The organism is Streptomyces sp. A0958, from assembly GCF_004795035.1.
Lineage (GTDB): Bacteria > Actinomycetota > Actinomycetes > Streptomycetales > Streptomycetaceae > Streptomyces.
In genome coordinates, this window is record NZ_SSBK01000003.1 from 1 (window position 1) to 20,867 (window position 20,867).

Sequence of the window (20,867 nt, forward strand, 5' to 3'; positions counted from 1 at the left end):
CCGCCCCGGGGCCCGACTCATTGAGTGGCCGGGCCCGGCGACCGGGCGGGCCACTGAGCAACGAGAGAGAGAACGGGATGGGACTTCGCGCACAGGTACGGACGCGGGACGGCTGGGCCGTCCAGCACGCGGTCGTGACGGTCACCGACATGACCGGCACCCAGGTCCTGCGGGCCGCCGCCGACGAGGCCGGGACGGTACGGACCGAGACCCCGCTGTCCGCGGGCGCGTACACGGTGATCGTGACGGCGGTGGGATACGCCCCCGCCGCCTCCACGGCCCTCGTCACGGCGAGCGGCCTCGTCGAGGCCGGCACGGTCGTGCTGAACCGCCAGGGCGGCGTGGAGCTGCCGCCGCCGGGCACCTGGTCGCTGGACCCGGCGCACTCCTCGGTGGGGGCGGTCGCGCAGCACCTGGGGATCTCCAGCGTGCACGGCCGGTTCACCGACTTCTCCGGCCGCATCGAGATCGCGGAGGACGTCCAGAACTCCCGGGTGGAGGCGGTCATCGACGCGGCGAGCATCGACACGGGCAACGGCATGCGGGACAAGCACCTGCGCTCGCCGGACTTCCTCGACGTCGACCGGTTCCCCGAGATCACCTACCGCTCCAGCGGGCTCACCCCGGCCGGACCCGACCGCTGGACCGTGCACGGCGAGCTGACCCTGCGCGGGGTGCGCCGGCCCATCGACCTCGACCTGAGCTACCTCGGCACCGGGCCCGACCCGTGGGGCGGGGTGCGCGCGGCGTTCAGCGCGACGGCCGAGCTGCGCCGCGAGGACTTCGCCATGAACTACAACCAGGTGGTCCAGGCCGGCATCTCGGCGATCGGCACCACGCTGCGGGTGGCGCTCGACATCCAGGCCGTGCAGGGCGATTCCCTGCCCGCCGTCTGACGGTCCCTGGCCGTAGGGTCTGTTCCATGGCACCCAACATCGCGACCAACACCGCCGTGGAACTCGACGACTTGCTGGCCTTCGTGCGGCCCCGGCACCGGGCGATCCTGCTGACCACCCGGGCCGACGGCCGCCCCCAGGGCTCCCCGCTCACCTGCGGCGTGGACGACGCGGGCCGGATCGTCGTCTCCACGTACCCCGACCGCGCCAAGACCCGCAACGCCAAGCGCGACGAGCGGGTCAGTGTCATCGTCCTGTCGGACGAGTGGGACGGGCCCTGGGTGCAGATCGACGGATCGGCCGAGGTCATCGACGCCCCGGACTCGGTCGAACCGCTCGTGGAGTACTTCCGCAACATCTCCGGTGAGCACCCCGACTGGGACGAGTACCGGGCGGCGATGCTGAAGCAGGGCAAGTCGATCATCCGGATCACCCCGGAGCGCTGGGGACCGGTCGCCACGGGCGGCTTCCCGGCCCACCTCGCCCCGTGACCCCCGCCCTCCCCTCCCCCGGACTGCTGGACCGGGCCCGGCTGCTGGCCGGGCCCGAGGTCGGCGAGGCCGCCGCGCAGGCCCTCGCACGGGCCGCCGGGCGCCCGGTGGAGCGCGGCGGCCCCGGTGACGGCCCCTTCGTGTACGTGGGGGCCACGCTGCCCCACGCGCTGCGCGGGGCGGACCTGGTCTGGTTCCACAGCGTGAACGCCGGCACGGACGCCCTGCTCGACGCCGGTCCCTGGCCGCCCACCGCGCTGCTCACCCGGACGGTGGGCCGGATGGGCGAGCGGATCGCGCAGTACGTGCTCGGCTGGGTACTCGCCGAGTGCCAGTCGGTCCCGGAGTTCGCCGCGCAGCACGCCCGCGCCGAGTGGCGCCGGCTGCCCGGCGAACTCGTCGCCGGACAGACCGCCGTGGTGCACGGCACCGGCCGGATCGGCTCCGCCGTCGCCGCGCTGCTGCGGGCCTGCGGCATCCGCACGGTGGGCGTGGCCCGCACCCCGCGCGAACCGCCGCCCGGCTTCGACGCGCTGGCCGCCCCGGACGAACCGGTGGCCGCCCGCTGGGTCGTCGCCGCCCTCCCGCTGACCGGATCGACCTCCGGGTACTTCGGGGCGGACCGGTTCGCCGCGATGGGCGGGGCGACGTTCCTCAACGTGGGGCGGGGCGCGACCGTGGACCTGGGGGCGCTGGATGCGGCGCTGCGCTCGGGGGCGGTGGGGCGGGCGGTGCTCGACGTGCTGGCCGACGAGCCCGCCGCGCCCGGTGATCCGTGCTGGCGGCTGCCGCGTACGGTGATCACCTCGCACTCGGCGGGCATCACGGCGGACGACGACGTCGTCACCGACTTCGCGGCGTGCCTGCGGGAGCTGGCGGCGGGGCGCGTACCGCCGCTCGCCGTGGACACGGCACGCGGCTACTGACCGCGGGCGCCTTCGGCGTCGTGGGACCGCTCCCGCCCGGCGCGCTCGCGCATCGCGTGGATGCCGGCGATCAACAGGTCCAGCGCGAAGCCGAAGTCCCGCTCGCGCATCTCCTCGATGGTGACGCCGCCGCCTGCCGCCATGAGGTCCCGCGATTCCTCCACGAACTCCTCCAGCCGGGGCTGCTCCTGGATCGCGGACATCGCCTGCCGGAAGTACTGGTCCTGGGTGAGCCCCGCCTCCGCGCTGCGCTGCGCGAACTGGCCCTCCACCGTGCCGAAGCCGTACACGAACTGGAAGACCGCCGAGAGCGCTCCGCTGCGGCCCTCCAGGGGCAGGCCGGTCGAACGGATCACGTCCTGGATGGTGTGGGTCACCAGCAGCGAGTACGGCCCGAGGTTCAGGAACTTCCCCGCGAGCGGCGAGACCCAGACGTGCCGGACCAGCAGCGTGCGGTAGGCGGTCGCCACCGCGCGCAGACGGTCCTCCCAGGGCGCGTCCCCGGGCGGCGGCTCGATCTCGCTGTAGACCGAGTCGAGGGCCAGTTCCAGCAGGTCGTCCTTGGTGTCGACGTACCAGTACAGGGACATCGCGGTCACGTTCAGCTCGGCGGCGAGCCGGCGCATGGAGAACTTCGCCAGACCCTCGGAGTCCAGCAGCCGGACCGAGGCCGCGGTGATCCTCTCCCGGTCCAGACCGGCCGGCTGGTCCGTCCTGCGGGAGCGGGAGGGCGGCCGGTGGTTCAGCCACACGCTGGTCCGGGCAGGGTTCTTCACGCGGTCGGCCGCGGACACCATGGCGCACTCCCTCGTCTCGCCGGCGGGACGGACGGACCGTCCGCATGCCGCGTACCCCTGAAACGGAGGCGCACGGTCCGGTAGGTCCCGCCTGATGCTATGCCGCTGTCGCGGCCGGATCAGCCTGTGCCGATTCTCCCCGCTCGGCCCGGCGCAGCAGCAGCGCGGCCGGCAGACCGCCGGCCACGACGGCGACGGCCCCGCCCAGCATGCTGGTCTCCAGGCCGGAGGCGAACGCGTCCGTGATGCGCGACCGCTCCCCCTCGCCGCGTGCGGCGGCCAGGGCGGCGGGCAGCGAGGCGGCGCCGACGGCCGACGGGACGAGCGCGGCGAACCGGGAGTTGAGGACCGCGCCGAGGACGGCGACCCCGAGGGCCTGTCGTCAAATTCCCGTCGTTCGCCCGGAGGGCGGGCCGCGCGGCGTCAGGTGCTTCCCCAAGTTCTCGGCGTGCCGGGCCCAGGCCCTCGTACTGGACGTACTTGGGTCTGGGGCCGGTGCGGCGGATCGACTACGTGGCCGTCTCGAAGGACACCGTGCGGGTACGCGACGCGGCGGTGGCCGAGACACTTGCCTCGGACCACCGCCCTGTCGTCGCAGACCTGGAGCCGCGCGGCTGAGTTCGGGGACGGTCAGTTGCCCGTCGCCGGCTGGGTCAGGTCGTAGAACGTGGCGCTGCCCGCCGTGGCCTCCTTGAAGTTCTTCTCGACCCAGGAGGAGATCTGCGAGGCGGTGCCGCTGCTGCCGCCCATTCCGCCGCCGCCCTGTCCGCCGCCTTCCCCGCTGGAGACGAAGTAGTGGATGCGGCCGTCCTCGACGTACTTCTTGAACTGCGCGAGCGTCGGGGACGGGTCGCTGCCGTTGAAGCCGCCGATCGCCATCACGGGCTTCTCGGTGGCAAGTTGGTAGCTCGCCGCGTTCTGCGAGCCGATGGCGGCCGCCGCCCAGGTGTAGTCGTCGGCGTTCGCCTCCAGGAGCTTCCTGGCCTGGGAGCCGACGGATGCGCCGTTGAGCAGCCCGCCCATGCCGCCGCCTCCGCCGGGGGCGCCGCGTTCGCCCGTGCCGGGGCCGCCGCGTTCGCCCGTGCCGGGCGGGGTGCCGCGCTGCTGGCCGTTCTGGCTGTTCTGGTCGTTCTGGTCGTTCTGACTGTCCTGGCTGTTCTGCGAGGGCGCTTGGCCCTGGTTCTGGCCCTGGCCGGGCGGGGTGCCGGTGGGGGGTTGGCCCATGCCGGTGCCCTGCTGTTGGTTGCCCTGCTGTTGGCCGGTGGCCTGCTGGTTCGTACCTTGCCGGCCCGGGGGCTGGCCCATGCCCCCGCCACCGCCACCGCCGCCCGGACCGCCGCCACGGCCACCACCGCCGCCGGGGCCGCCCATGCCGCCGGAGGACGGGCCCGCCGTGACGATCGAGCCCTGGTGGCCCGTGTTCAGCGTGCTGACGGTGTACGCCGCCGGGCCGGCCAGCGACGCGGCGAAGCCGAGCACCACCGCGGCCAGGGCGAGTCGGCGCCCCAGCCGGGCCGCGAGCAGCAGGCCCACCGCCGCCACGAGCCCGGCGACGAGCACCGTGGTCCGCAGCCACGGCTGGTAGTCGGGCGTCCGCCCCAGCAGGACGTACGCCCAGTACGCCGTCACCGCGACCACGGCGGCGAGCGTGGCGCCCGCCCACCAGCGGGACCGCTCCTCCCACAGGACCGTGACGCCCATGCCGATCAGCGCGGCGAGGTAGGGGGTCAGGGCCACCGTGTAGTACTGGTGGAAGATGCCGGCCATGAAGCTGAACACGGCCGCCGTCATCAGCAGCGAACTCCCCCAGGCGAGGAAGGCCGCGCGGGCGGTGTCGGTGCGCTTGGCCCGCCAGGTCAGCCAGACGCCCGCGACGAGCAGGATCAGGGCGGCGGGCAGCAGCCAGGAGATCTGCGAGCCGATCTCGGAGTTGAACATCCGCCCGATGCCGGTATCGCCCCACTGACCGCCGCCGCCACCGCCGCCCCCTCCTCCCCCGCCGCCGACGCTGCCGGTCTCGTCGCCGTTGATCCGGCCGAGCCCGTTGTAGCCGAAGGTCAGCTCCAGGAAGGAGTTGTTCTGCGAGCCGCCGATGTACGGGCGCGAGGAGGCGGGCCACAGCTCGACGATCGCGACCCACCAGCCGCCCGCGACGACCATGGCGAGCGCGGAGAGCCCCAGTTGCCCGAACCGCTTGCGTACGGAGACCGGTGCGAACACCGCGTACAGCACTGCCAGCGGAGGCAGGATCAGGAACGCCTGGAGGGTCTTGGACAGGAACGCGAGCCCGACCGCGACGCCCGCCCACACCAGCCACTTGGTGCGGCCGTGCTCCAACGCGCGCAGCACGCAGTAGACGGTGACGGTCATCAGCAGCGCGAGCAGCGCGTCCGGGTTGTTGAAGCGGAACATCAGCGCGGCGACGGGCGTGAGCGCGAACACCGCCATGGTGATCAGCCCGGCGGCGGCGCTGAACCGGCGGCGTACGGCCGCGTACAGCACCCCGGCCGTCGCCGCGGCCATCAGCACCTGCGGGGCCAGGATCGCCCACGAGCCGAGGCCGAAGACCCGCACGGACAGGGCCATCGGCCACAGGGTGGCCGGGGGCTTGTCGACGGTGATGGCGTTGGCCGAGTCCAGCGAGCCGAAGAAGAACGCCTTCCAGCTCTGGCTGCCGGCCTGCACGGCCGCGGAGTAGAAGGAGTTGGCGTAGCCGGAGGCGCCGAGGTTCCAGAAGTACGTCAGCGTGATGACGAGGAGCAGGGCGAGGAAGGCCGGGCGCACCCAGGGCGCGTCCTCGGGCCGCCCGCGCCAGGCGCGGCGCGGCAGCGAGGTGCCGGCCCGTGCGTGCCCCGGGGGCGTGTCCGGCCTGGCCGGGGCGTAGGCGGGGTCGAACGTGGTCATCGGGCGTTCCTCAGGTGGTGGGTGGTTTCGGCGGCCGGTGCGGGGACGGGGACGGCTGCGGGGGCCGGGGGCCCCACGGCGTGCGCGGGGCCGGCCGTTTCGCCGCACCGGTCACCGGCCCGGTCACTGGCCCGGTCACCGGCCCGGTCAGCGGCCCGATCAGCGGCCCGATCAGCGGCCCGGTCAGCGGCCCGGTCACTGGCCCCGTCGCGGTCCGGGAAGACCCAGGCGCGGAAGAGCAGGAAACGGAGCACGGTCGCCGCGAGGTTGGCCGCGATCAGTACGGCGAGTTCGGTGGTGTGCGAGGGCGATCCGGACGCCGCGCCCAGGGCCGCGAGCGAACCGCTGGTCAGGGCGAGGCCGATGGCGAAGACCACGAGGCCCTGCGCCTGGTGGCGGACGGCGCCGCCCCGGCCCCGTACGCCGAAGGTGAGCCTCCGGTTCGCCGCGGTGTTGGCGACGGCGGAGACGAGGAGCGCGGCCCCGTTGGCGAGCTGGGGGCCGGCACCGAGCCGGAAGAGGGAGTACAGCGCCAGGTAGAACAGCGTGGACAGGGCGCCCACGACACAGAACCCGACGAGCTGCCGGGCCAGCCCGCCCGGCACCCCGCCGATGCCCCGGTCGCGCGGGTCGTCCCCGAAGGGCCGCGCCAGCCGGTCCAGCGGCAGCGCGCCGACGGCGAGCGCCCGCCCGACCCGCCACACACCCTTCAGGTCATCGGTGGCGGTGCGCACGATGTGAACGGTGGAGTCGGGGTCGTCCACCCAGTCGACCGGCACCTCGTGGATGCGCAGCCCGGCCCGCTCGGCCAGCACCAGCATCTCGGTATCGAAGAACCACCCGGTGTCCTCCACCATCGGCAGCAGCCGCTGCGCGACCTCCCGGCGGATCGCCTTGAACCCGCACTGCGCGTCACTGAATTGGGCGGCCAGCGACGAGCGCAGGACGATGTTGTACGCCCGCGAGATCAGCTCCCGCTTCGTCCCCCGCACCACCCGCGAACTACGCGCCAGCCGCGAGCCGATGGCGAGGTCCGAGTGCCCCGAGATGAGCGGCGCCACCAGCGGGAGCAGCGCGTTGAGGTCGGTGGACAGGTCCACGTCCATGTAGGCGAGAACCGGCGCGTCCGAGTGCGTCCAGACGGTACGCAACGCCCGCCCGCGCCCCTTCTCCTCCAACCGGAACGACCGCACCCCCGGCAGCGACCGGGCCAGCCGCCGCGCCACCTCGGGCGTACGGTCGGTGCTCGCGTTGTCCGCGACGGTGATCCGGAACGCGTACGGGAAGGTGCGCGCCAGGTGCTCGTGCAACCGCAGGACACACGGTTCGAGGTCCTTCTCCTCGTTGTAGACGGGGACCACCACATCGATTACGGGCGCACCCGCCGCACCGCCCGCACCGCCCGCATCGGCCAGGAGGTGGTCCCGGGCCGGCAGGGTGCTCCGAGGAGTCTCTGTTCGCATGCCACCGACACTCGCCAACCGCGCTGTCACGGGTGTGTGGTGAGGCTGTGGGACGTCTGTGAGTGGGCGGGCACTCTCCGGCCGGACGGGGCCGGCGCCCACCGCATCGCTCGTACGCTCGAGGCGGCAGGACGCGGTGGCCTCGTCCGGCTTCGACGATGCCGAAGCCGTCGCGCAGGACGCACGACCCGGTGGACCATGCTCTCCACGCGGCGCCTCTCCGACTGGTCGCGGCGGGAGTACCGGAGCGGCGTGACGAGCCGGTCGAGCAGGTGCGGTGGGCCGGGTACGGGCACCAACTCACCTCCAGCTGAGTCGTTGCCCCCCGGGGCCCACGTGCAGCCACATACGGTGGGCGGCCGGTCGGCCGTCCGCCCGCCACTGGGTGATGCATCCGGTGATGTCGTCCCACAGGCGTGCCGCGCCGCCCTGCCGGACCATCCAACGCCCGTCGTCCTGGAAAAGCACCGCCCATGAGGCCGCCTCCACGTCGATCACGACGTGTTCCACGCGTCCATTCCGTTCGAGGGCGATCCGCTGCGCACGCGGCGCGGCGAACTGCGCGACGAACCGCGCCGTCCAGTCATCGAGCGCATCGGCGCCGAGATCGGTGGGCAGGGCATCGCCCTTGTCGAGATTCGGCAGGATGCCGAGCGGGGGCGGGAGGTGAGGGCGGGCCATCATGAAAGAGACCTGTCCGCCGAGGACCGGACCGCCCGCCGTGCCGTCGTCCGCGACCGTGAGCCGTACGAGTTCAGATGCGTGCATCCATCCCCCGACCGTCACCAGGATCTCGCCACCGGGCCGGGTCTGCTCCAGCCAGGCGGCCGGCACCGTATGCACGCCGCATGTCGCGATGACCTGGTCGTACGGGCCGCCCTCCCCGCAGCCCGCCAAGCCGTCACCGACCACACGAGTCGGCCGGTACCCGGCGCCCGCCAGCGCGATTTCGGCTCGGGCGGACACTTCGGCGTCGACCTCGACCGTGGTCACGTTCGCCTCACCGACGACATGGCAGAGCAGCGCGGTCGAGTATCCGGTGCCCGTACCGATCTCCAGCACGCGCGATCCTGCGGCAGCGCGCAGGTCCTCCAGCATCCGCACCACCAGGCCCGGCAGGGTGGACGACGAGGAAGGGGCCGCAGCGATGCGTCCTTCGACCTGGTCGGGGAATACTCCCCCGGCCACCTGGGTCACGAGCGTGTCGTCCTCGTAGATCCGCGCGAGCCCTTCCGGGCGGTCCGCGGCCGCCGGGCGATACCAGCCGCCCTCTTCGTACTCGAACCAGCCGCGTGCGAGGAATGCCTCACGGGGTACCGACATGACGGCTGCTTCCCAGTTGGGGCTGCGCAGAATGCCGGTCGCGGACAGGTGCCGAGTGAGGTCCGCCCGGTGGTGTTCCGAGGACAGGGGGTCATTCATGCTGACTGGCTCCGTTCTCCAACAGGTCCGCGATTGCGTTCGTGATCGGCAGTCCGGCCGCGTCTTCGAGCCACGCCCACTGTCCGTTGGGGTTGCACTCCAGGAACCACCATGCGCCGTCGCCGGTCTCCGCGAAGTCGAACGCACCGAAGTGCAGCCCGAAAGCGGCCAGGAACCGCAGCAGCGCCCCGCGCATCCCGGTCGGGCAAGTGATCGGCTCATAGGTGAGGTTCTGATATTCGGCCCGCCAGTCCACCACCCCGGGCGGCGCGGTGATCCGGGCGCTGAACACCTGTTCCCCGACGACAACTGCCCGCACGTCCACCACCTTGGGCACCCTTGCCTGGAACAGGTGAGCGCTATGACTCACTGCTCCGTCGACCTCGCCCGCCTCGACCGGGGCAGCCCAGATACCGGCGGGCTCGCCCCCGGCCTCGTACGCCCCGGCATGCAACGGCTTGTAGATCGCGGGGTACTCGGCGCAGAACGCCTTGGCCTCCCCCGGGTCGTTCGTGATCAGTGTGGCTGGAACCTTGAGTCCCAACCGGGCCGCCACGTCCAACTGCGCGGGCTTGTATTCCGCCCGCGCGATGGCCTGCGGGTGGCTCAAGTACAGGCACCCCGGCAGCGCGCCCAGCACGCCGCCCAAGCCTCGCCGGTTCTCCTGCGCGGCAAACCGAGCAGCCTGCTCGCCGTCCCTCATCAGGTAGGGACTCGGCCGACGGTGGTACAAAGCGCGCACCGCAGACAGGCCCGCCACACGTTCCCCGGCCGCCAGCCGCCCTCCCCAGCCGCTCGCTTTCAGATGAGCCGTCAGCGTGACTGGCGCCGGGAAGTCGCGGCCCGGGTCGAACCGGAGGACAGGCACCCGGCGCCGGTTCAATTCCGCGATCACCAGATCAGCGGTCGCGTCCTCGTGCTCCGTGCAGACCAGCACCGGGCGTCCGTCCACGGTGCTACCCCTCGTCCTGCGTCGCGTCGTGGCCGGAGTCGGCATCCACCTTGCCGTCCTTGCCGACCTGCGTGGGCGGGTAGGTGTTCACGCTCGTGCCGTGCTTGCCGAGTTCGGCCGGTGTCATCACGCCGGCCTCCCCGATCCATCGCCCGGTCTGCGTGACCGGGTCAATGCCCGCGTAACGCCACGGCGAGGGCGAACCGTTGCGCAGCGGAGTCATACGGCGCAGCCCCCACGGGGTTGCGGTGGGCTTCTGAGTGTGCGCGGGGCTCATTTCCACGTCGTCTCCTTGGTCGCTTCGAACAGTGCTGGTGTTGCGGTGCCCGCCCCGGCCGGGGCGGAGTCTCAGAGGTAGAGCTGCCGTGCGCAGTCACGGCAGCACGTCTTGCCGTCGTGCTTCTCGGTCTGCCGGTGCTCGCACGTCGCGGTCGCCGTCACGCCGCCGTACTCCCGTACGGCCGGCCCCGCCGGGGGCCGCATCACCGCGTAGTCCCCGAAGTTCCGGCGGTAACGCCAGTGGCCCGTCTCCTGCGCGTGCAGGCGCTGCCACTCCTCCACCGGCTCCGGGCAGCTGTACGTGGTCGAGTCCGCGCCGCACTCCGTCTCGTCGCCGGACACGCAGCGTGCCGCGTACTCCGGTTCGGCCACGGGATCCTGCTCGATCGTGAACGGCACGTAGCGGAAGGTTCGCCGGCTCACCGTGGCGCGTCCTGGTCGGAACGCACCGCCACGGCCAGCGCGCGGGCGGTCTCCACATTGCAGCGCCCCAGGTCGATCAACGCGAGCGGGGCGGACCCGGCGCACGACGCGATATCGAGCCCGAGCGAGGGCAGTTTCACGCCAGCCGACCGCAGCGCGTCGCGCAACTCGTCGCGGGCCCGCTCCGCGTCCTTGACCTTGCCGTCTGCCGATTGCCGCTTGCCTGCTGTATTCATGCCAACTCCGAACCTTGGCCGCTGTCCCAGTGGGGCGGTGACTCCGCTCTCTCCACTCTTGTCAGAAGAACGAGGCGGGTACACAGGCTGTGCGTAACCAAATACTCTGTGCCGTCAGTGGACATGCTGTTGGGAGAGGGGCAGCACGGTGGATCTGGAGCCGGGGGACGACGCGACGCCCGCTACGCCTGCGGGGATGCTGGCCGCCCGTGCGGGACGCGCACGGGCCAGGCAGGGTCTTTCTCTGCGTGCGCTCGCCGAGAAGCTGGGGTATCCGCACACCTACCTGAGCAGGGTCGAACGAGGGGAGCAGCTTCCCTCGGAGGCGCTGGCCGAAGCTCTCGACGACTTCTACCGGACGGAGGAGCTGTTCGCCGACCTGCTTGCTGTCGCCGCCGCGGCCGAAGTTCCGCCGTACGGGCGCAGAGTGCTTGAGGAGGAGAAGCGGGCCGCGTGCATCCGGACGTTCAACAGCAGCGTTGTTCCGGGCCTGTTGCAGACGGATGACTACGCGTCCGCACTCTTCACTGAGTCCATGCCGGGCAAGGACGCCAAGAAGGTCGCGCTCCATGTGGCCACGCGCTCGCACCGACGAGCAATGCTGGACTCTGCCACGCCCCCGCAGTATTGGGCCCTTATGGACGAAGCCGCCCTGCGTCGGCCGGTGGGCGGTGCGGCGGTCATGGCCGGCCAGCTCCGGCGCATCCTCGATGTGATCGAGAGGAACAGCGCGGTCCGAGTGCAGGTGATCCCCTTCTCGCGTGGTGTGCACCCCCTGCTGGGCGGCAGCTTGAGCTTGCTCACCCTTCAGGACGGTGAGACCTTCGCCTACGTCGAGTCATTCGCGTCCGGCGCGTCGGCGAACACCCCCGCCCGGGTCGTGGAGTTGACGAATCTCCTGGACGTTGCCCGGTCGAAGGCCCTCGACGGCGCGGAGAGCGTGTCCCTGATCCGTATGTGTCTGGCGGGGTACGAGGACGGCATCGGATCCAGCTGAGATCGGCCGCGTCCGGCCCATCCCGAGTAACCAGACCTGGCCACGCGGCGGGGCCTTCCGTATCCCCCAAGCCCCCGGAAAGCGCACCGAGAACACCCTCTCCCCCGGCACCGGCCGGCCGGGTGCCGCGCCGCGCTCGGTGTCGGGCGTTCACACGATGCAGTGGGTGTGCGTAACCAATCGCGCGACGTGTCGTTGAGCTGGGACCGGGGGTGGGTGCCGGCGGGTGTCGAGGTGGGGGAGCGGCGTGGGCCCGTCCGAGGCAGGGCCCCTTGCCGAGCCATCGCGTCCGGCCGGCCGGGCCGGGGCCGTTTCGTCGTGGGCGCTGTCGCGGTGGGCTCGGTCACCAATCGGCCCGGCTGCGAACGGTGGCGGGAACTCCGCACCCGGGCCGGGTCGCCGCAGGAGAAGGGGAATGCTGTATGAGTTCCGAAGAGAGCCCCGGCCTGCCCGGTTCACCGCGTCCTCCGGGGCGGTTCGTGCCCGCGCGTGGGGTGTATACGGAGGCGGCGCGCCTGCAAAGGCTGGGCTGGCTCCGTTCCAGGGCCCGGTCGGCGCTGGAATCCCTTCAGCACACCCGGCTCGATGCCGGAAGGCTGACCGGGAACATCGAGGGATTCGTCGGCACCGTCGAGATCCCGGTCGGGGTGGCCGGGCCCCTGCTGTTTCGCGGGACGAACGTTCAGGGCGAGGTCTACGCGCCGCTGGCGACCACGGAAGGCGCCCTGGTCTCGTCGGCGACACGTGGGGCGCTGGCCGTCACGATGGCGGGTGGCGTCAGTACGCACGCCGTCTCGCAGGCGATGACGCGTGCCCCCGTATTCGCGTTCGCCCGCCTGGCGGACGCCTGCCGTTTCGCCTCGGCGGTCCCCCGGTACCTCGGTGAACTCCGTACCGCCGTCCGGGAGGTCTCCGGCCATGCCGTGCTCGGCTCGATCGAACCCGTGGTCCTGGGCAGGACCGTTCACCTGAGGTTCAGGTACACCACCGGGGACGCGGCGGGGCAGAACATGACGACCGCCTGTACGTGGCACGCGTGTCAGTGGCTTCTGCGGCAACCGCGGCTGTTCGCGGACGGGGCGCTCGAATCCTTCATCATCGAAGGCAACTCGTCGGGCGACAAGAAGGCGTCGGCCCTGGCCATGGCGGAGGGCCGCGGGACCAGGGTGGCCGCCGACTGCGTGCTGCCGGCCGGAGTGATCGAACGGGTCCTCAGGACCACCCCCGACGAGCTGGTACGGGGGTACCAGCACCTCGCGGCCGGGGCGGTCCACAGCGCGATGCTGGGGTCCAACGCGAACTCCGCCAACATCGTGGCGGCGATCTTCACCGCGACCGGGCAGGACATCGCGTGCGTCCACGAGTCGGGCTCGGGGCACTTCCTCCTCGAACGCACACCGGACGGCGTCCACGCGAGCATGACCCTGCCCGGTCTGGCACTCGGCACGGTCGGTGGCGGCACCCATCTGCCCACGCAGCACGAGCTGTTGGACCTCATGGGCTGCACCGGCCCGGGGAGCGCCGTCCGGCTGGCGGAGATCATCGCGGGCTTCGCCCTGGCCCTGGACCTGTCGACCGTGTCGGCCGCCGTGTCGGGAGACTTCGCCGCCGCCCACGAACGCCTCGGCCGCAACAGGCTGCCCCAACAGAGCGGCACGGGTCAGTACGCCGCACCCTCGTGACGCCGCGTCGGCGGGCGGCGTCGCCCCCGGGGCGGGCGCCTCACGGAGCCACCGCTCCGTCCGCCGGCAGACGCACCGCGAACACCGTCTCCCCCGGGACCGACCGGACCTCCGTGACGCCCCCGTGCGCCGCCACCACCGCCTGCACGATCGCGAGGCCGAGGCCCGTCGAGCCGGCGTTGCGGGAGCGGGAGGCGTCGCCTCGGGCGAAGCGTTCGAAGACGTGGGGGAGGAGGTCGGGCGGGATGCCGGGGCCGTTGTCCTGGACCTCCAGGGTGACCCACGGGTTGCCGGGGGCCGCCAGGACGCGGGTGGTGACCGTGGTGCCGGGTGGGGTGTGGGTGCGGGCGTTGGCCAGGAGGTTGACCAGGACCTGTTGGATGCGGGTGGGGTCGGCGTGGAGGGTGGCGGGGGTGTCGGGGAGGTCCAGCCGCCAGTGGTGTGCGGCGCGGTCCGCCGCTCGGGCGTCGCTCACCGCGTCCACGACGAGCGGCGAGAGATCGGTGCTCTCGTACGAGAGCGGGCGGCCCGCGTCCAGGCGGGCCAGCAGGAGCAGGTCCTCGACCATGCCCGTCATGCGCTGCGCCTCGGACTCGATACGGCCCAGCGCGTGCCGGGTGTCGGGGCCGGTCTCCTCGCTGCCGCGCCGGGTGAGTTCGGCGTAGCCGCGTATCGAGGCGAGCGGGGTGCGCAGCTCGTGGCTGGCGTCCGCGACGAACTGGCGCACCCGCGTCTCGCTGCGCTGCCGCGCGTCCAGCGCGGAGCCGACGTGGCCCAGCATGCGGTTGAGGGCCGCGCCGACCTGGCCGACCTCCGTGCGCGGGTCCGCCTCGGCCTCCGGGACGCGCTCGAACAGGGCCACCTCGCCGCTGTGCAGGGGGAGTTCGGAGACCCGGGTCGCCGTTGCGGCCACCCGGCGCAGGGGGCGGAGAGCCACCCCGACCATCGCCGCGCCCGCGATCCCCGCCGCGACGAGCCCCGCGCCGGTCACGCAGACCTCGACCAGGATCAGGGTGCCCAGCGCGCGGCTCACCTCCGTGGTGGGGATGCCGACCAGGACGGACCCGCCGTCGCCCGCGGGCACCGCCCGTACCCGGTAGCCGCCCAGGCCGGGCAGCTCGACGTCGTGCGCGCTGTTGTCCGCGGTGACACCGGCCGCCGTGAGGGCCTTCCGCTGCGCCTCGGTCAGCGGCCGGGTGTTCTCGGCGGCGTCGGGGCCGCCGTCCTTCACCACCGCGGAGTCGGTGATGCCGCCGTCCTCCACCAGCGCGCCGAACGTCTGGAGGGGCTGGCCGCCCATGCCGATGAAGGCGAGCGGGTCGCGGTCCCAAGAGCCTTGCGGGCTCTTGGGGCCTCCCGGGCTCGGCGCGCCCGGCACGCGTTCCGCGCGGACCGCGATGTCCCGCAGCTGGTCGTCCAGCTTCCCGTACATGTAGCTGTGGAAGGCGATGGCGGTCACCGAGCCGATCACGGCGGCGACGACCGCGATCAGGGTCACCGCCGAGACCACGAGACGGGTGCGCAGCGTCCAGGGCCGGCCCGCGCGGCTACTCACCGGGCTTGATCAGGTATCCCGCCCCGCGCCGGGTGTGGATCATGGGCGTGCGGCCCGCGTCGATCTTCTTGCGCAGGTAGGAGATGTACAGCTCGACCACGTTGGCCTGGCCGCCGAAGTCGTAGTTCCAGACCCGGTCCAGGATCTGCGCCTTGCTCAGCACCCTGCGCGGATTGCGCATCAGGAACCGCAGCAGCTCGAACTCGGTCGCCGTCAGGTGGATGTTCTTCCCGCCCCGGCTCACCTCGTGGCTGTCCTCGTCCAGCATCAGATCGCCCACGACGAGCTGCGACTCGCTGCGCACCGCCGCCGTGCCCGAACGCCGGATCAGGCCGCGCAGCCGGGCCACGACCTCCTCCAGGCTGAACGGCTTGGTGACGTAGTCGTCGCCACCCGCCGTGAGCCCGGCGATCCGGTCCTCCACGGAGTCCCGCGCGGTCAGGAACAGCACCGGCACGTCGGACAGCTCCCGGCGCAGCCTGCCGAGGACGGCGAGGCCGTCCATGTCGGGCAGCATCACGTCGAGGATCACCGCGTCGGGCCGGAAGTCCCTGGCCGTGCGCACGGCGTCGGCTCCGTCCCCTGCGCTGCGCACCTCCCAGCCCTCGTAACGAAGCGCCATGGACAGCAGCTCCGCGAGCGGGGCCTCGTCGTCCACGACCAGGACCCGGACGGGGGTGCGGTCCGGCCTGAGCAGTTCGGTACGCCCCTGGGGCGAGGTCGTCGTCATACGCCCAAGCCTGTGAGACGGCTCTGAGAGAGTTCTTTTTCGTTTCTGTGAATTTCCTGAGAAAGCCACGAGCGGAGGTCGGGGCTCCTGACTCGCTCACGTAGTCCTGCCGGTTGGCGCGAGCGGTGCGTTGCCTGTCGGTCTGCCGCGGGTGGCCAGTCCTGGCCACCTTCAACCAGCAGACCCTCTTCTCTTCGTCGTACAGATACCGGACGCGGCCGCCGCCGGTGACCTCGATCTGCCATTGAGGCAGCTCACGCCCGTTGTAGACAGCGGTAGCCAGGTCGAACTTCAACTGGTGATGTCGTTCCGTCGAGGGCGAAGGAGCCGGGTTGGTCCGCATCTCCTCCCATGCCGCCCTCGTGTTGCCGGGCGCCTGCTTACCGAGTTCCCGCCACCCGTCGACCGCCTCTTTGGTGGCGTACTTGATCTCGAACTCGTCGCGGCCGGGTGGCGGCGCGACCGAGTCACCCCTCTTCGGTGGCACGTGGGCGATACCTCACTCGGCTTCGGCAGCCGGAGCTTCCACAGGTCCCAGGTCGTCCTCCACGGGTTCGAGCAACTTCGAGCGAAGCGCCGGGTCGGAGTGGATCTCCGCCGTGGACTTCCAGGAGGCGATGAGGGGGGCCAGAGGATCGACGGTTCCGAGGTCCGAGGCAGCGCGCGCGGTCTCCATGAATTCGATCAGGAACTCCCGCACGGCCGCATCGGGCAGAAAGCGGACCCAGGGGAAAGCCTCGGGAAGGACCCCGGTCAGCATGGACACCGCCTTGGGGTCGCTCTTCATCAGCGCCATGAACATGCGCGTCGTCGAGTCCACCACTTCCGCGGCCGCGGCAGCGCGTGCCGCAGTCGTGAGGTACAGGTCTTCGTCGTCCCTGCGGTGCAGGGTGATGCCCTTCCTGTGGGTCTCCTGCATCCGGGCGACCGTGTCCTTCGGCTTCTGGATCAGCTCCGAGAAGTTCGCTTCAGCCGACATGAGGGTCATGACTTGGAAGGTACTTCAAAGGTAGGTCGCTGTCCACCGCCCCACCGGCGCCGCTCAGATCTCGAACAGCGCCTTCGCGTTGTCGTGGCAGACCGCCCGCAGCCAGTCGTCACCGAGTCCCAGCCGTTCCAGGGCGTACAGCTGGTGGGCGTACGGGTACGGGATGTTCGGGAAGTCGGTGCCCAGCAGGATGCGGTCCCCGAGCGCCGCGAGCCGCCCGTGCTCCGCCCTTGGGAACGGGGAGAACTCCTCCGTGAAGTCGGTGAACGCCATCGTCGTGTCCAGCCGCACTTCCGGGTACGTCTCCGCGAGCGTCAGGAACTCCGCGTACTCCGGCATCCCCATGTGCGCCACGATCAGGGGAAGGCGGGGGTGGCGGGCGAGGACGCGGCCGATGGGGCCCGGGCCGGTGTGCTTGCCGGGGGCGGGTCCTGAGCCGCAGTGCGTCACGACCGGGATGCCCGCCTCCGCCAGCAGGCCCCAGACCGGGTCGAGCAGGGGGTCGTTCGGGTCGTACGCGCCGACCTGGAGGTGCGCCTTGAAGACCCGCGCCCCCGCCTCGACGGCCTCCCGTACGTACCGTTCCGCGTCCGGTTCGGGGTAGAAGGTCGCCGTGTGCAGGCAGTCGGGGGTGCGGGCGGCGAAATCGGCCGCCCAGCCGTTCAGCCAGGCCGCCATGGACGGTTTGTGCGGGTAGAGCATCGAGGTGAAGCGGAGCACGCCGAACGAACGGAGCAGGGCCAGGCGTTCGTCCTCCTCGTGCCGGTAGGCGATCGGCCACTCCAGGCCGGTCAGCGGGCCCGCCGAGTCGAAGTAAGCCCAGACCTTGCGCAGCACCCGCTCCGGCATGAAGTGCGTGTGGACGTCGATGAGCCCGGACAGCCCGAGCCGCTGCCGGAACCGCACCACGTCGTCGTGATCGTCACCCATGCGGTCGACCCTCTCAGAACAGCCCGTCCTGCGCGGCCCCACCCCCCACCGCCACGGTCGGCACGCTCACCCCGGCGCCCGCACCGGCCGCCGCCAGCGCCCAGCCGGTCATCAGCCGGGTGTCGACCACGACGACGCCGTCCGTACCCGTGTCGAGGTGGAGGTCGGGGCCGGCCGCCGCGACCAGCCTCCCCGCGACCGCGCCGCCGTCCGCGAGGCCGGTGACCGCCCTGCCCGGACCGGACACGGCCCCGCGCCCGAGCCCGAAGATCCCCGCGTGGTCGACCGACTCGAACGGCAGCCGCTCCAGCGCCTCCGGCCAGCCGCCGCCGTCTTCGAGCGCCGCGGCCTTCCCGTACATCTCCGCCAGCTCGGCGGCCCGTACCGCCTCGGCCGGCAGGTCCGCCCGCACCGCCCGCTTGCGCGCGTACGGGATGCGGTCCGGCACCCCGAGCGCCGCCCGCAGCACCTCCTCGGCCCGGCGCGCCGCCATCAGCGGGCCGCGCCCCAGCCAGCTGAAGACCACCGCCCCCTGCTCCCGCAGCCGGGCCGCGCCCCGCTCCTCGGCGGTGATCCCGACCTTCACCATCCCGGTCCCGAACCAGGCCAGGTACACGCGGTACGTGCGCGGGTCGTCCGGGATCGTGTCGGCGGCCACCGAGTGCGCCCGGTCGAGCCGCCCGCACTCCGGGCAGCGCCCGCCCGTGCTGTGCGCGGGGACCGCGGCCCCCACCGGGCACGCGTTGCCCCGGGCCCCGGAGCAGCGCCGCCGGCCGGCGGCCCGGAAGCCGAACTCCGCCCCGTACGCCAGCGCACTCCCCCGCACCCGCGTCCCCTTGCGCCAGCCGAGGGCGGGCCCTCCGGTGGCCTCGGGCCACCGGAGGCCGGTGCACTGCCATTCCATGCGCGCACCTTACGGCCGGGTACTGACAACCGGCGCCGACTACTATCCCGGGCATGGACCTGACGGTGCGAAACGTGGACCGGTTCGAGGCGGCCAGGCCCCGCCTGGAGGCCATCGCCTACCGCCTCCTCGGCTCCGCGAGCGAGGCCGAGGACGCCGTGCAGGACACCTTCCTGCGCTGGCAGGCCGCCGACACCGGGCGGATCGAGGTCCCCGAGGCCTGGCTGACGAAGGTCCTCACCCACCTGTGCCTCAACCAGCTCACCTCGGCCCGCGCCCGGCGCGAGACGTACGTGGGCCAGTGGCTTCCCGAACCGCTGCTCGCCGGGGACGCCATGCTCGGCCCCGCCGACACGGCCGAACAGCGCGAATCGGTCTCGTACGCCGTCCTCACGCTCATGGAGCGGCTGACACCGAGCGAGCGGGCGGTGTACGTGCTGCGCGAGGCGTTCGGCTACCCGCACCGGGAGATCGCGGAGATCCTGGACCTCACCGAGTCCGCCGCCCAGCAGGTCCACCACCGGGCGAAGAAGCACATCGCGGACGGCAGGGCGCGCACCGAGGTGGACGAGGCCGCCGCCCGCCGCGTCATCGAGGAGTTCCTGCTCGCCGCCGCCGGGGGCCGGACCGAACCGCTCGTACGGCTGCTGACCTCGGACGCCACCTCGGTCGGGGACGGCGGCGGAAAGGTGCCGGCCCGCGCCAAGCCGTTCGAGGGCGCGCAGGCCGTCGCGACGTTCATGCGGGGCCTGCTCAAGCCGGGCAAGGCCAAGACCGCGATCACCGGCGGTTCCGTGGGCCTGTACGTCACGAACGCCAACGGCTCCACCGCCGTCGTCGCGGCCGTCGGCGAGCGGGTCATCGGCGTCATGTGCCTGGAGATCACCCCCGAGGGCATCCACGCGCTCCGCAACCAGGCCAACCCGGACAAGCTCGAACGGGCGACCCGGCAATGGGCGGCCATGGAGCACGGGAAGCCCCTGCTCACCGCGTTCTAGCCGCCGTGTGGTGCACGTCACACTCCTCTCCTGTCAGGAAACGGCGGGCTGTCCGGTTCAAGGGGCGAACCCGCGCGAGACAGGAGCAGGCACATGGAGCACCGCATCATCGTCCTCGGAGCCGGGTACGCCGGAGCCATCGCCGCAGGCCGCCTCGCCAAGCGGCTGCGCCGCGGCGACGCCACCATCACCCTCGTCAACGCGCAGCCCGACTTCGTCGAGCGCGTCCGCCTGCACCAGCTCGCGGCGGGCCGGGAACTCGCCCCGCGCCCCTTCGCCGACATGTTCGCCGGTACCGGCGTGGAGCTGAGGCTCGGCACGGTCACCGGCGTGGACGTGGAGCTGAAGACCGTCACCGTCCAGGGGGCCGAAGGGCCCGAGGAGCTGGCGTACGACACCCTCGTCCACGCCCTCGGCAGTGCCTGGAACCCGCAGGGCGTCCCCGGCACCGCCGAGCACGCCCACGAGATCGCGAGCCGCCCCGGGGCGCTCCGGCTGCGCGACCGGCTGGCCGCGCTCGCACCCGGGCAGTCCGTGGTCGTCGTCGGCGCCGGACTGACCGGTCTTGAGGCGGCGACCGAGTTCGCGGAGGCCCGCCCGGACCTGGACATCGCGCTCGCCGCACGCGGCGGGCTCGGTGACTGGCTGTCCCCGGCAGGCCGCCGGCACGTGCGCGAGGTGTGCGACCGGCTCGGCATCACCGTCCACGAGCACACCGCCGTCACCGAGGTCGGTGCCGGTCACGTCACCACCGCCGAGGGCACCTCGTTCCCCGCCTCGGTCACCGTGTGGACGGCGGGCTTCGCGGTCCACCCGCTCGCGGCGGCCACCGCCCTGGAGACCGACGACACGGGCCGGATCGTGGTGGACGCGACCATGCGTTCGGTCTCGCACCCCGACGTGTACGCCGTCGGGGACGCGGCCCTGGTCGCGGGCCCCGGGGGCAAGCCGCTGCGGATGTCCTGCGCCTCGGGCATCCCGACCGCCTGGCAGGCCGCCGACGCCCTTGCCGCCCGGCTGACCGGCCGCAAGCTCCCGCACACCCCGCTGCGCTACTTCAACCAGTGCGTCTCGCTGGGCCGCAAGGACGGCCTGATCCAGTACGTCACCGCAGACGACCGCTCGGTGCGCGCCGTCCTGACGGGCCGGGTCGCCGCCGTCTACAAGGAGGTCGTCTGCAAGGGCGCGGCCTGGGGCGTGGCCAATCCGACCGTCGGCGTCCCGGTCCGGCGCCACCCGGTCGTCCCGCGCACCGAGCAGGCCCCGGCGACCGCCGAGCGGGGGTGAGCGGGGC

The 20,867-nt window shown here is 72.5% G+C and carries 20 protein-coding genes and 2 pseudogenes; 8 read left to right on the top strand and 14 right to left on the bottom strand.

Annotated elements, in window-relative coordinates; genetic code table 11:
• The first annotated feature begins 77 nt into the window (after positions 1 to 77).
• Genes E6P78_RS03780 through E6P78_RS03790 form a run of 3 tightly spaced genes read left to right on the top strand, consistent with a single transcriptional unit; the run spans position 78 to position 2,313 of the window.
• Entirely contained in the window at positions 78 to 896 is an 819-nt protein-coding gene (locus tag E6P78_RS03780) for a YceI family protein (protein WP_136202066.1), read from the top strand.
• 26 nt (positions 897 to 922) lie between these two features.
• Positions 923 to 1,387, top strand: a complete 465-nt coding sequence (locus E6P78_RS03785; protein ID WP_136202067.1) for a PPOX class F420-dependent oxidoreductase — start codon at positions 923 to 925, stop codon at positions 1,385 to 1,387.
• Positions 1,384 to 2,313 (top strand): NAD(P)-dependent oxidoreductase, encoded by a 930-nt coding sequence (locus tag E6P78_RS03790; RefSeq protein ID WP_136202068.1) that lies wholly within the window; start codon positions 1,384 to 1,386, stop codon positions 2,311 to 2,313. Before E6P78_RS03785 ends, E6P78_RS03790 begins: the two co-directional genes overlap by 4 nt.
• On the opposite strand, the gene E6P78_RS03795 is transcribed toward E6P78_RS03790, so the two are convergent.
• Positions 2,307 to 3,110: a TetR/AcrR family transcriptional regulator C-terminal domain-containing protein gene (locus E6P78_RS03795; protein WP_136202069.1), complete on the bottom strand. Its 804-nt coding sequence runs from the start codon at positions 3,108 to 3,110 to the stop codon at positions 2,307 to 2,309. The two genes, E6P78_RS03790 and E6P78_RS03795, sit on opposite strands and share 7 nt — an antisense overlap.
• A gap of 97 nt (positions 3,111 to 3,207) precedes the next feature.
• A pseudogene (locus tag E6P78_RS33985) lies at positions 3,208 to 3,483 on the bottom strand (MFS transporter); the annotation flags it as partial.
• 119 nt (positions 3,484 to 3,602) lie between these two features.
• Between E6P78_RS33985 and E6P78_RS03805 the strand changes: the two are divergent.
• Positions 3,603 to 3,728, top strand: a pseudogene (locus E6P78_RS03805) (metal-dependent hydrolase); the annotation flags it as partial.
• Positions 3,729 to 3,740: 12 nt separating this feature from the next.
• Here E6P78_RS03805 and E6P78_RS03810 read toward each other — a convergent pair.
• From E6P78_RS03810 to E6P78_RS03840, 7 genes are all read right to left on the bottom strand, one after another.
• Positions 3,741 to 6,014: a glycosyltransferase family 39 protein gene (locus E6P78_RS03810; protein ID WP_136202070.1), complete on the bottom strand. Its 2,274-nt coding sequence runs from the start codon at positions 6,012 to 6,014 to the stop codon at positions 3,741 to 3,743.
• Positions 6,011 to 7,477: a bifunctional glycosyltransferase family 2/GtrA family protein gene (locus E6P78_RS03815; protein WP_240799030.1), complete on the bottom strand. Its 1,467-nt coding sequence runs from the start codon at positions 7,475 to 7,477 to the stop codon at positions 6,011 to 6,013. Before E6P78_RS03815 ends, E6P78_RS03810 begins: the two co-directional genes overlap by 4 nt.
• A gap of 300 nt (positions 7,478 to 7,777) precedes the next feature.
• Positions 7,778 to 8,899 carry an ATP-grasp peptide maturase system methyltransferase gene (tgmC, locus tag E6P78_RS03820; RefSeq protein ID WP_136202071.1) on the bottom strand — a complete coding sequence of 374 codons (1,122 nt, stop codon included), beginning with the start codon at positions 8,897 to 8,899 and terminating at the stop codon, positions 7,778 to 7,780.
• Positions 8,892 to 9,851 carry an ATP-grasp ribosomal peptide maturase gene (gene tgmB / locus E6P78_RS03825; protein WP_136202072.1) on the bottom strand — a complete coding sequence of 320 codons (960 nt, stop codon included), beginning with the start codon at positions 9,849 to 9,851 and terminating at the stop codon, positions 8,892 to 8,894. Before tgmB ends, tgmC begins: the two co-directional genes overlap by 8 nt.
• Before the next feature lie 4 nt (positions 9,852 to 9,855).
• On the bottom strand, positions 9,856 to 10,128 hold the full coding sequence (gene tgmA, locus E6P78_RS03830) for a putative ATP-grasp-modified RiPP (RefSeq protein ID WP_136202073.1): 273 nt from the start codon (positions 10,126 to 10,128) through the stop codon (positions 9,856 to 9,858).
• A gap of 71 nt (positions 10,129 to 10,199) precedes the next feature.
• Positions 10,200 to 10,553 carry a hypothetical protein gene (locus E6P78_RS03835; protein ID WP_240799031.1) on the bottom strand — a complete coding sequence of 118 codons (354 nt, stop codon included), beginning with the start codon at positions 10,551 to 10,553 and terminating at the stop codon, positions 10,200 to 10,202.
• Complete coding sequence (locus E6P78_RS03840; RefSeq protein ID WP_136202074.1) at positions 10,550 to 10,789, bottom strand: hypothetical protein; 240 nt, start codon at positions 10,787 to 10,789, stop codon at positions 10,550 to 10,552. The genes E6P78_RS03835 and E6P78_RS03840 overlap by 4 nt, the downstream gene beginning before the upstream one ends.
• A 148-nt stretch (positions 10,790 to 10,937) precedes the next feature.
• On the opposite strand from E6P78_RS03840, the gene E6P78_RS03845 reads away from it, so the two are divergent.
• Together E6P78_RS03845 and E6P78_RS03850 are read left to right on the top strand one after the other, a co-directional pair.
• Entirely contained in the window at positions 10,938 to 11,786 is an 849-nt protein-coding gene (locus tag E6P78_RS03845) for a helix-turn-helix transcriptional regulator (protein WP_240799032.1), read from the top strand.
• 422 nt (positions 11,787 to 12,208) lie between these two features.
• Positions 12,209 to 13,468 (top strand): hydroxymethylglutaryl-CoA reductase, encoded by a 1,260-nt coding sequence (locus E6P78_RS03850; RefSeq protein WP_136202075.1) that lies wholly within the window; start codon positions 12,209 to 12,211, stop codon positions 13,466 to 13,468.
• A gap of 40 nt (positions 13,469 to 13,508) precedes the next feature.
• Here the strand turns inward: E6P78_RS03850 and E6P78_RS03855 are convergent, their stop codons facing one another.
• The 5 genes from E6P78_RS03855 to E6P78_RS03880 all read right to left on the bottom strand — a co-directional run bounded on the left by E6P78_RS03855 (position 13,509) and on the right by E6P78_RS03880 (position 18,575).
• Positions 13,509 to 15,023 carry a HAMP domain-containing sensor histidine kinase gene (locus E6P78_RS03855; protein ID WP_136202076.1) on the bottom strand — a complete coding sequence of 505 codons (1,515 nt, stop codon included), beginning with the start codon at positions 15,021 to 15,023 and terminating at the stop codon, positions 13,509 to 13,511.
• Entirely contained in the window at positions 15,016 to 15,753 is a 738-nt protein-coding gene (locus tag E6P78_RS03860; protein ID WP_168712556.1) for a response regulator transcription factor, read from the bottom strand. The genes E6P78_RS03855 and E6P78_RS03860 overlap by 8 nt, the downstream gene beginning before the upstream one ends.
• 499 nt (positions 15,754 to 16,252) lie before the next feature.
• Complete coding sequence (locus tag E6P78_RS03870; protein WP_136202078.1) at positions 16,253 to 16,741, bottom strand: hypothetical protein; 489 nt, start codon at positions 16,739 to 16,741, stop codon at positions 16,253 to 16,255.
• Between the two features lie 54 nt (positions 16,742 to 16,795).
• Positions 16,796 to 17,671: an amidohydrolase family protein gene (locus E6P78_RS03875; RefSeq protein WP_136202079.1), complete on the bottom strand. Its 876-nt coding sequence runs from the start codon at positions 17,669 to 17,671 to the stop codon at positions 16,796 to 16,798.
• 13 nt (positions 17,672 to 17,684) lie between these two features.
• Positions 17,685 to 18,575, bottom strand: coding sequence for a DUF2797 domain-containing protein (locus tag E6P78_RS03880; RefSeq protein WP_136202080.1), 891 nt, complete (start codon positions 18,573 to 18,575; stop codon positions 17,685 to 17,687).
• A 53-nt stretch (positions 18,576 to 18,628) separates the two neighbouring features.
• Here E6P78_RS03880 and sigJ point away from each other — a divergent pair, with 53 nt between their 5' ends.
• Positions 18,629 to 19,573, top strand: coding sequence for an RNA polymerase sigma factor SigJ (gene sigJ, locus E6P78_RS03885; RefSeq protein ID WP_136202081.1), 945 nt, complete (start codon positions 18,629 to 18,631; stop codon positions 19,571 to 19,573).
• A 93-nt stretch (positions 19,574 to 19,666) separates the two neighbouring features.
• A complete protein-coding gene (locus tag E6P78_RS03890; RefSeq protein ID WP_136202082.1) occupies positions 19,667 to 20,860 on the top strand; it encodes an FAD-dependent oxidoreductase in 1,194 nt (397 codons plus the stop codon).
• The last annotated feature ends 7 nt before the right edge of the window (positions 20,861 to 20,867 follow it).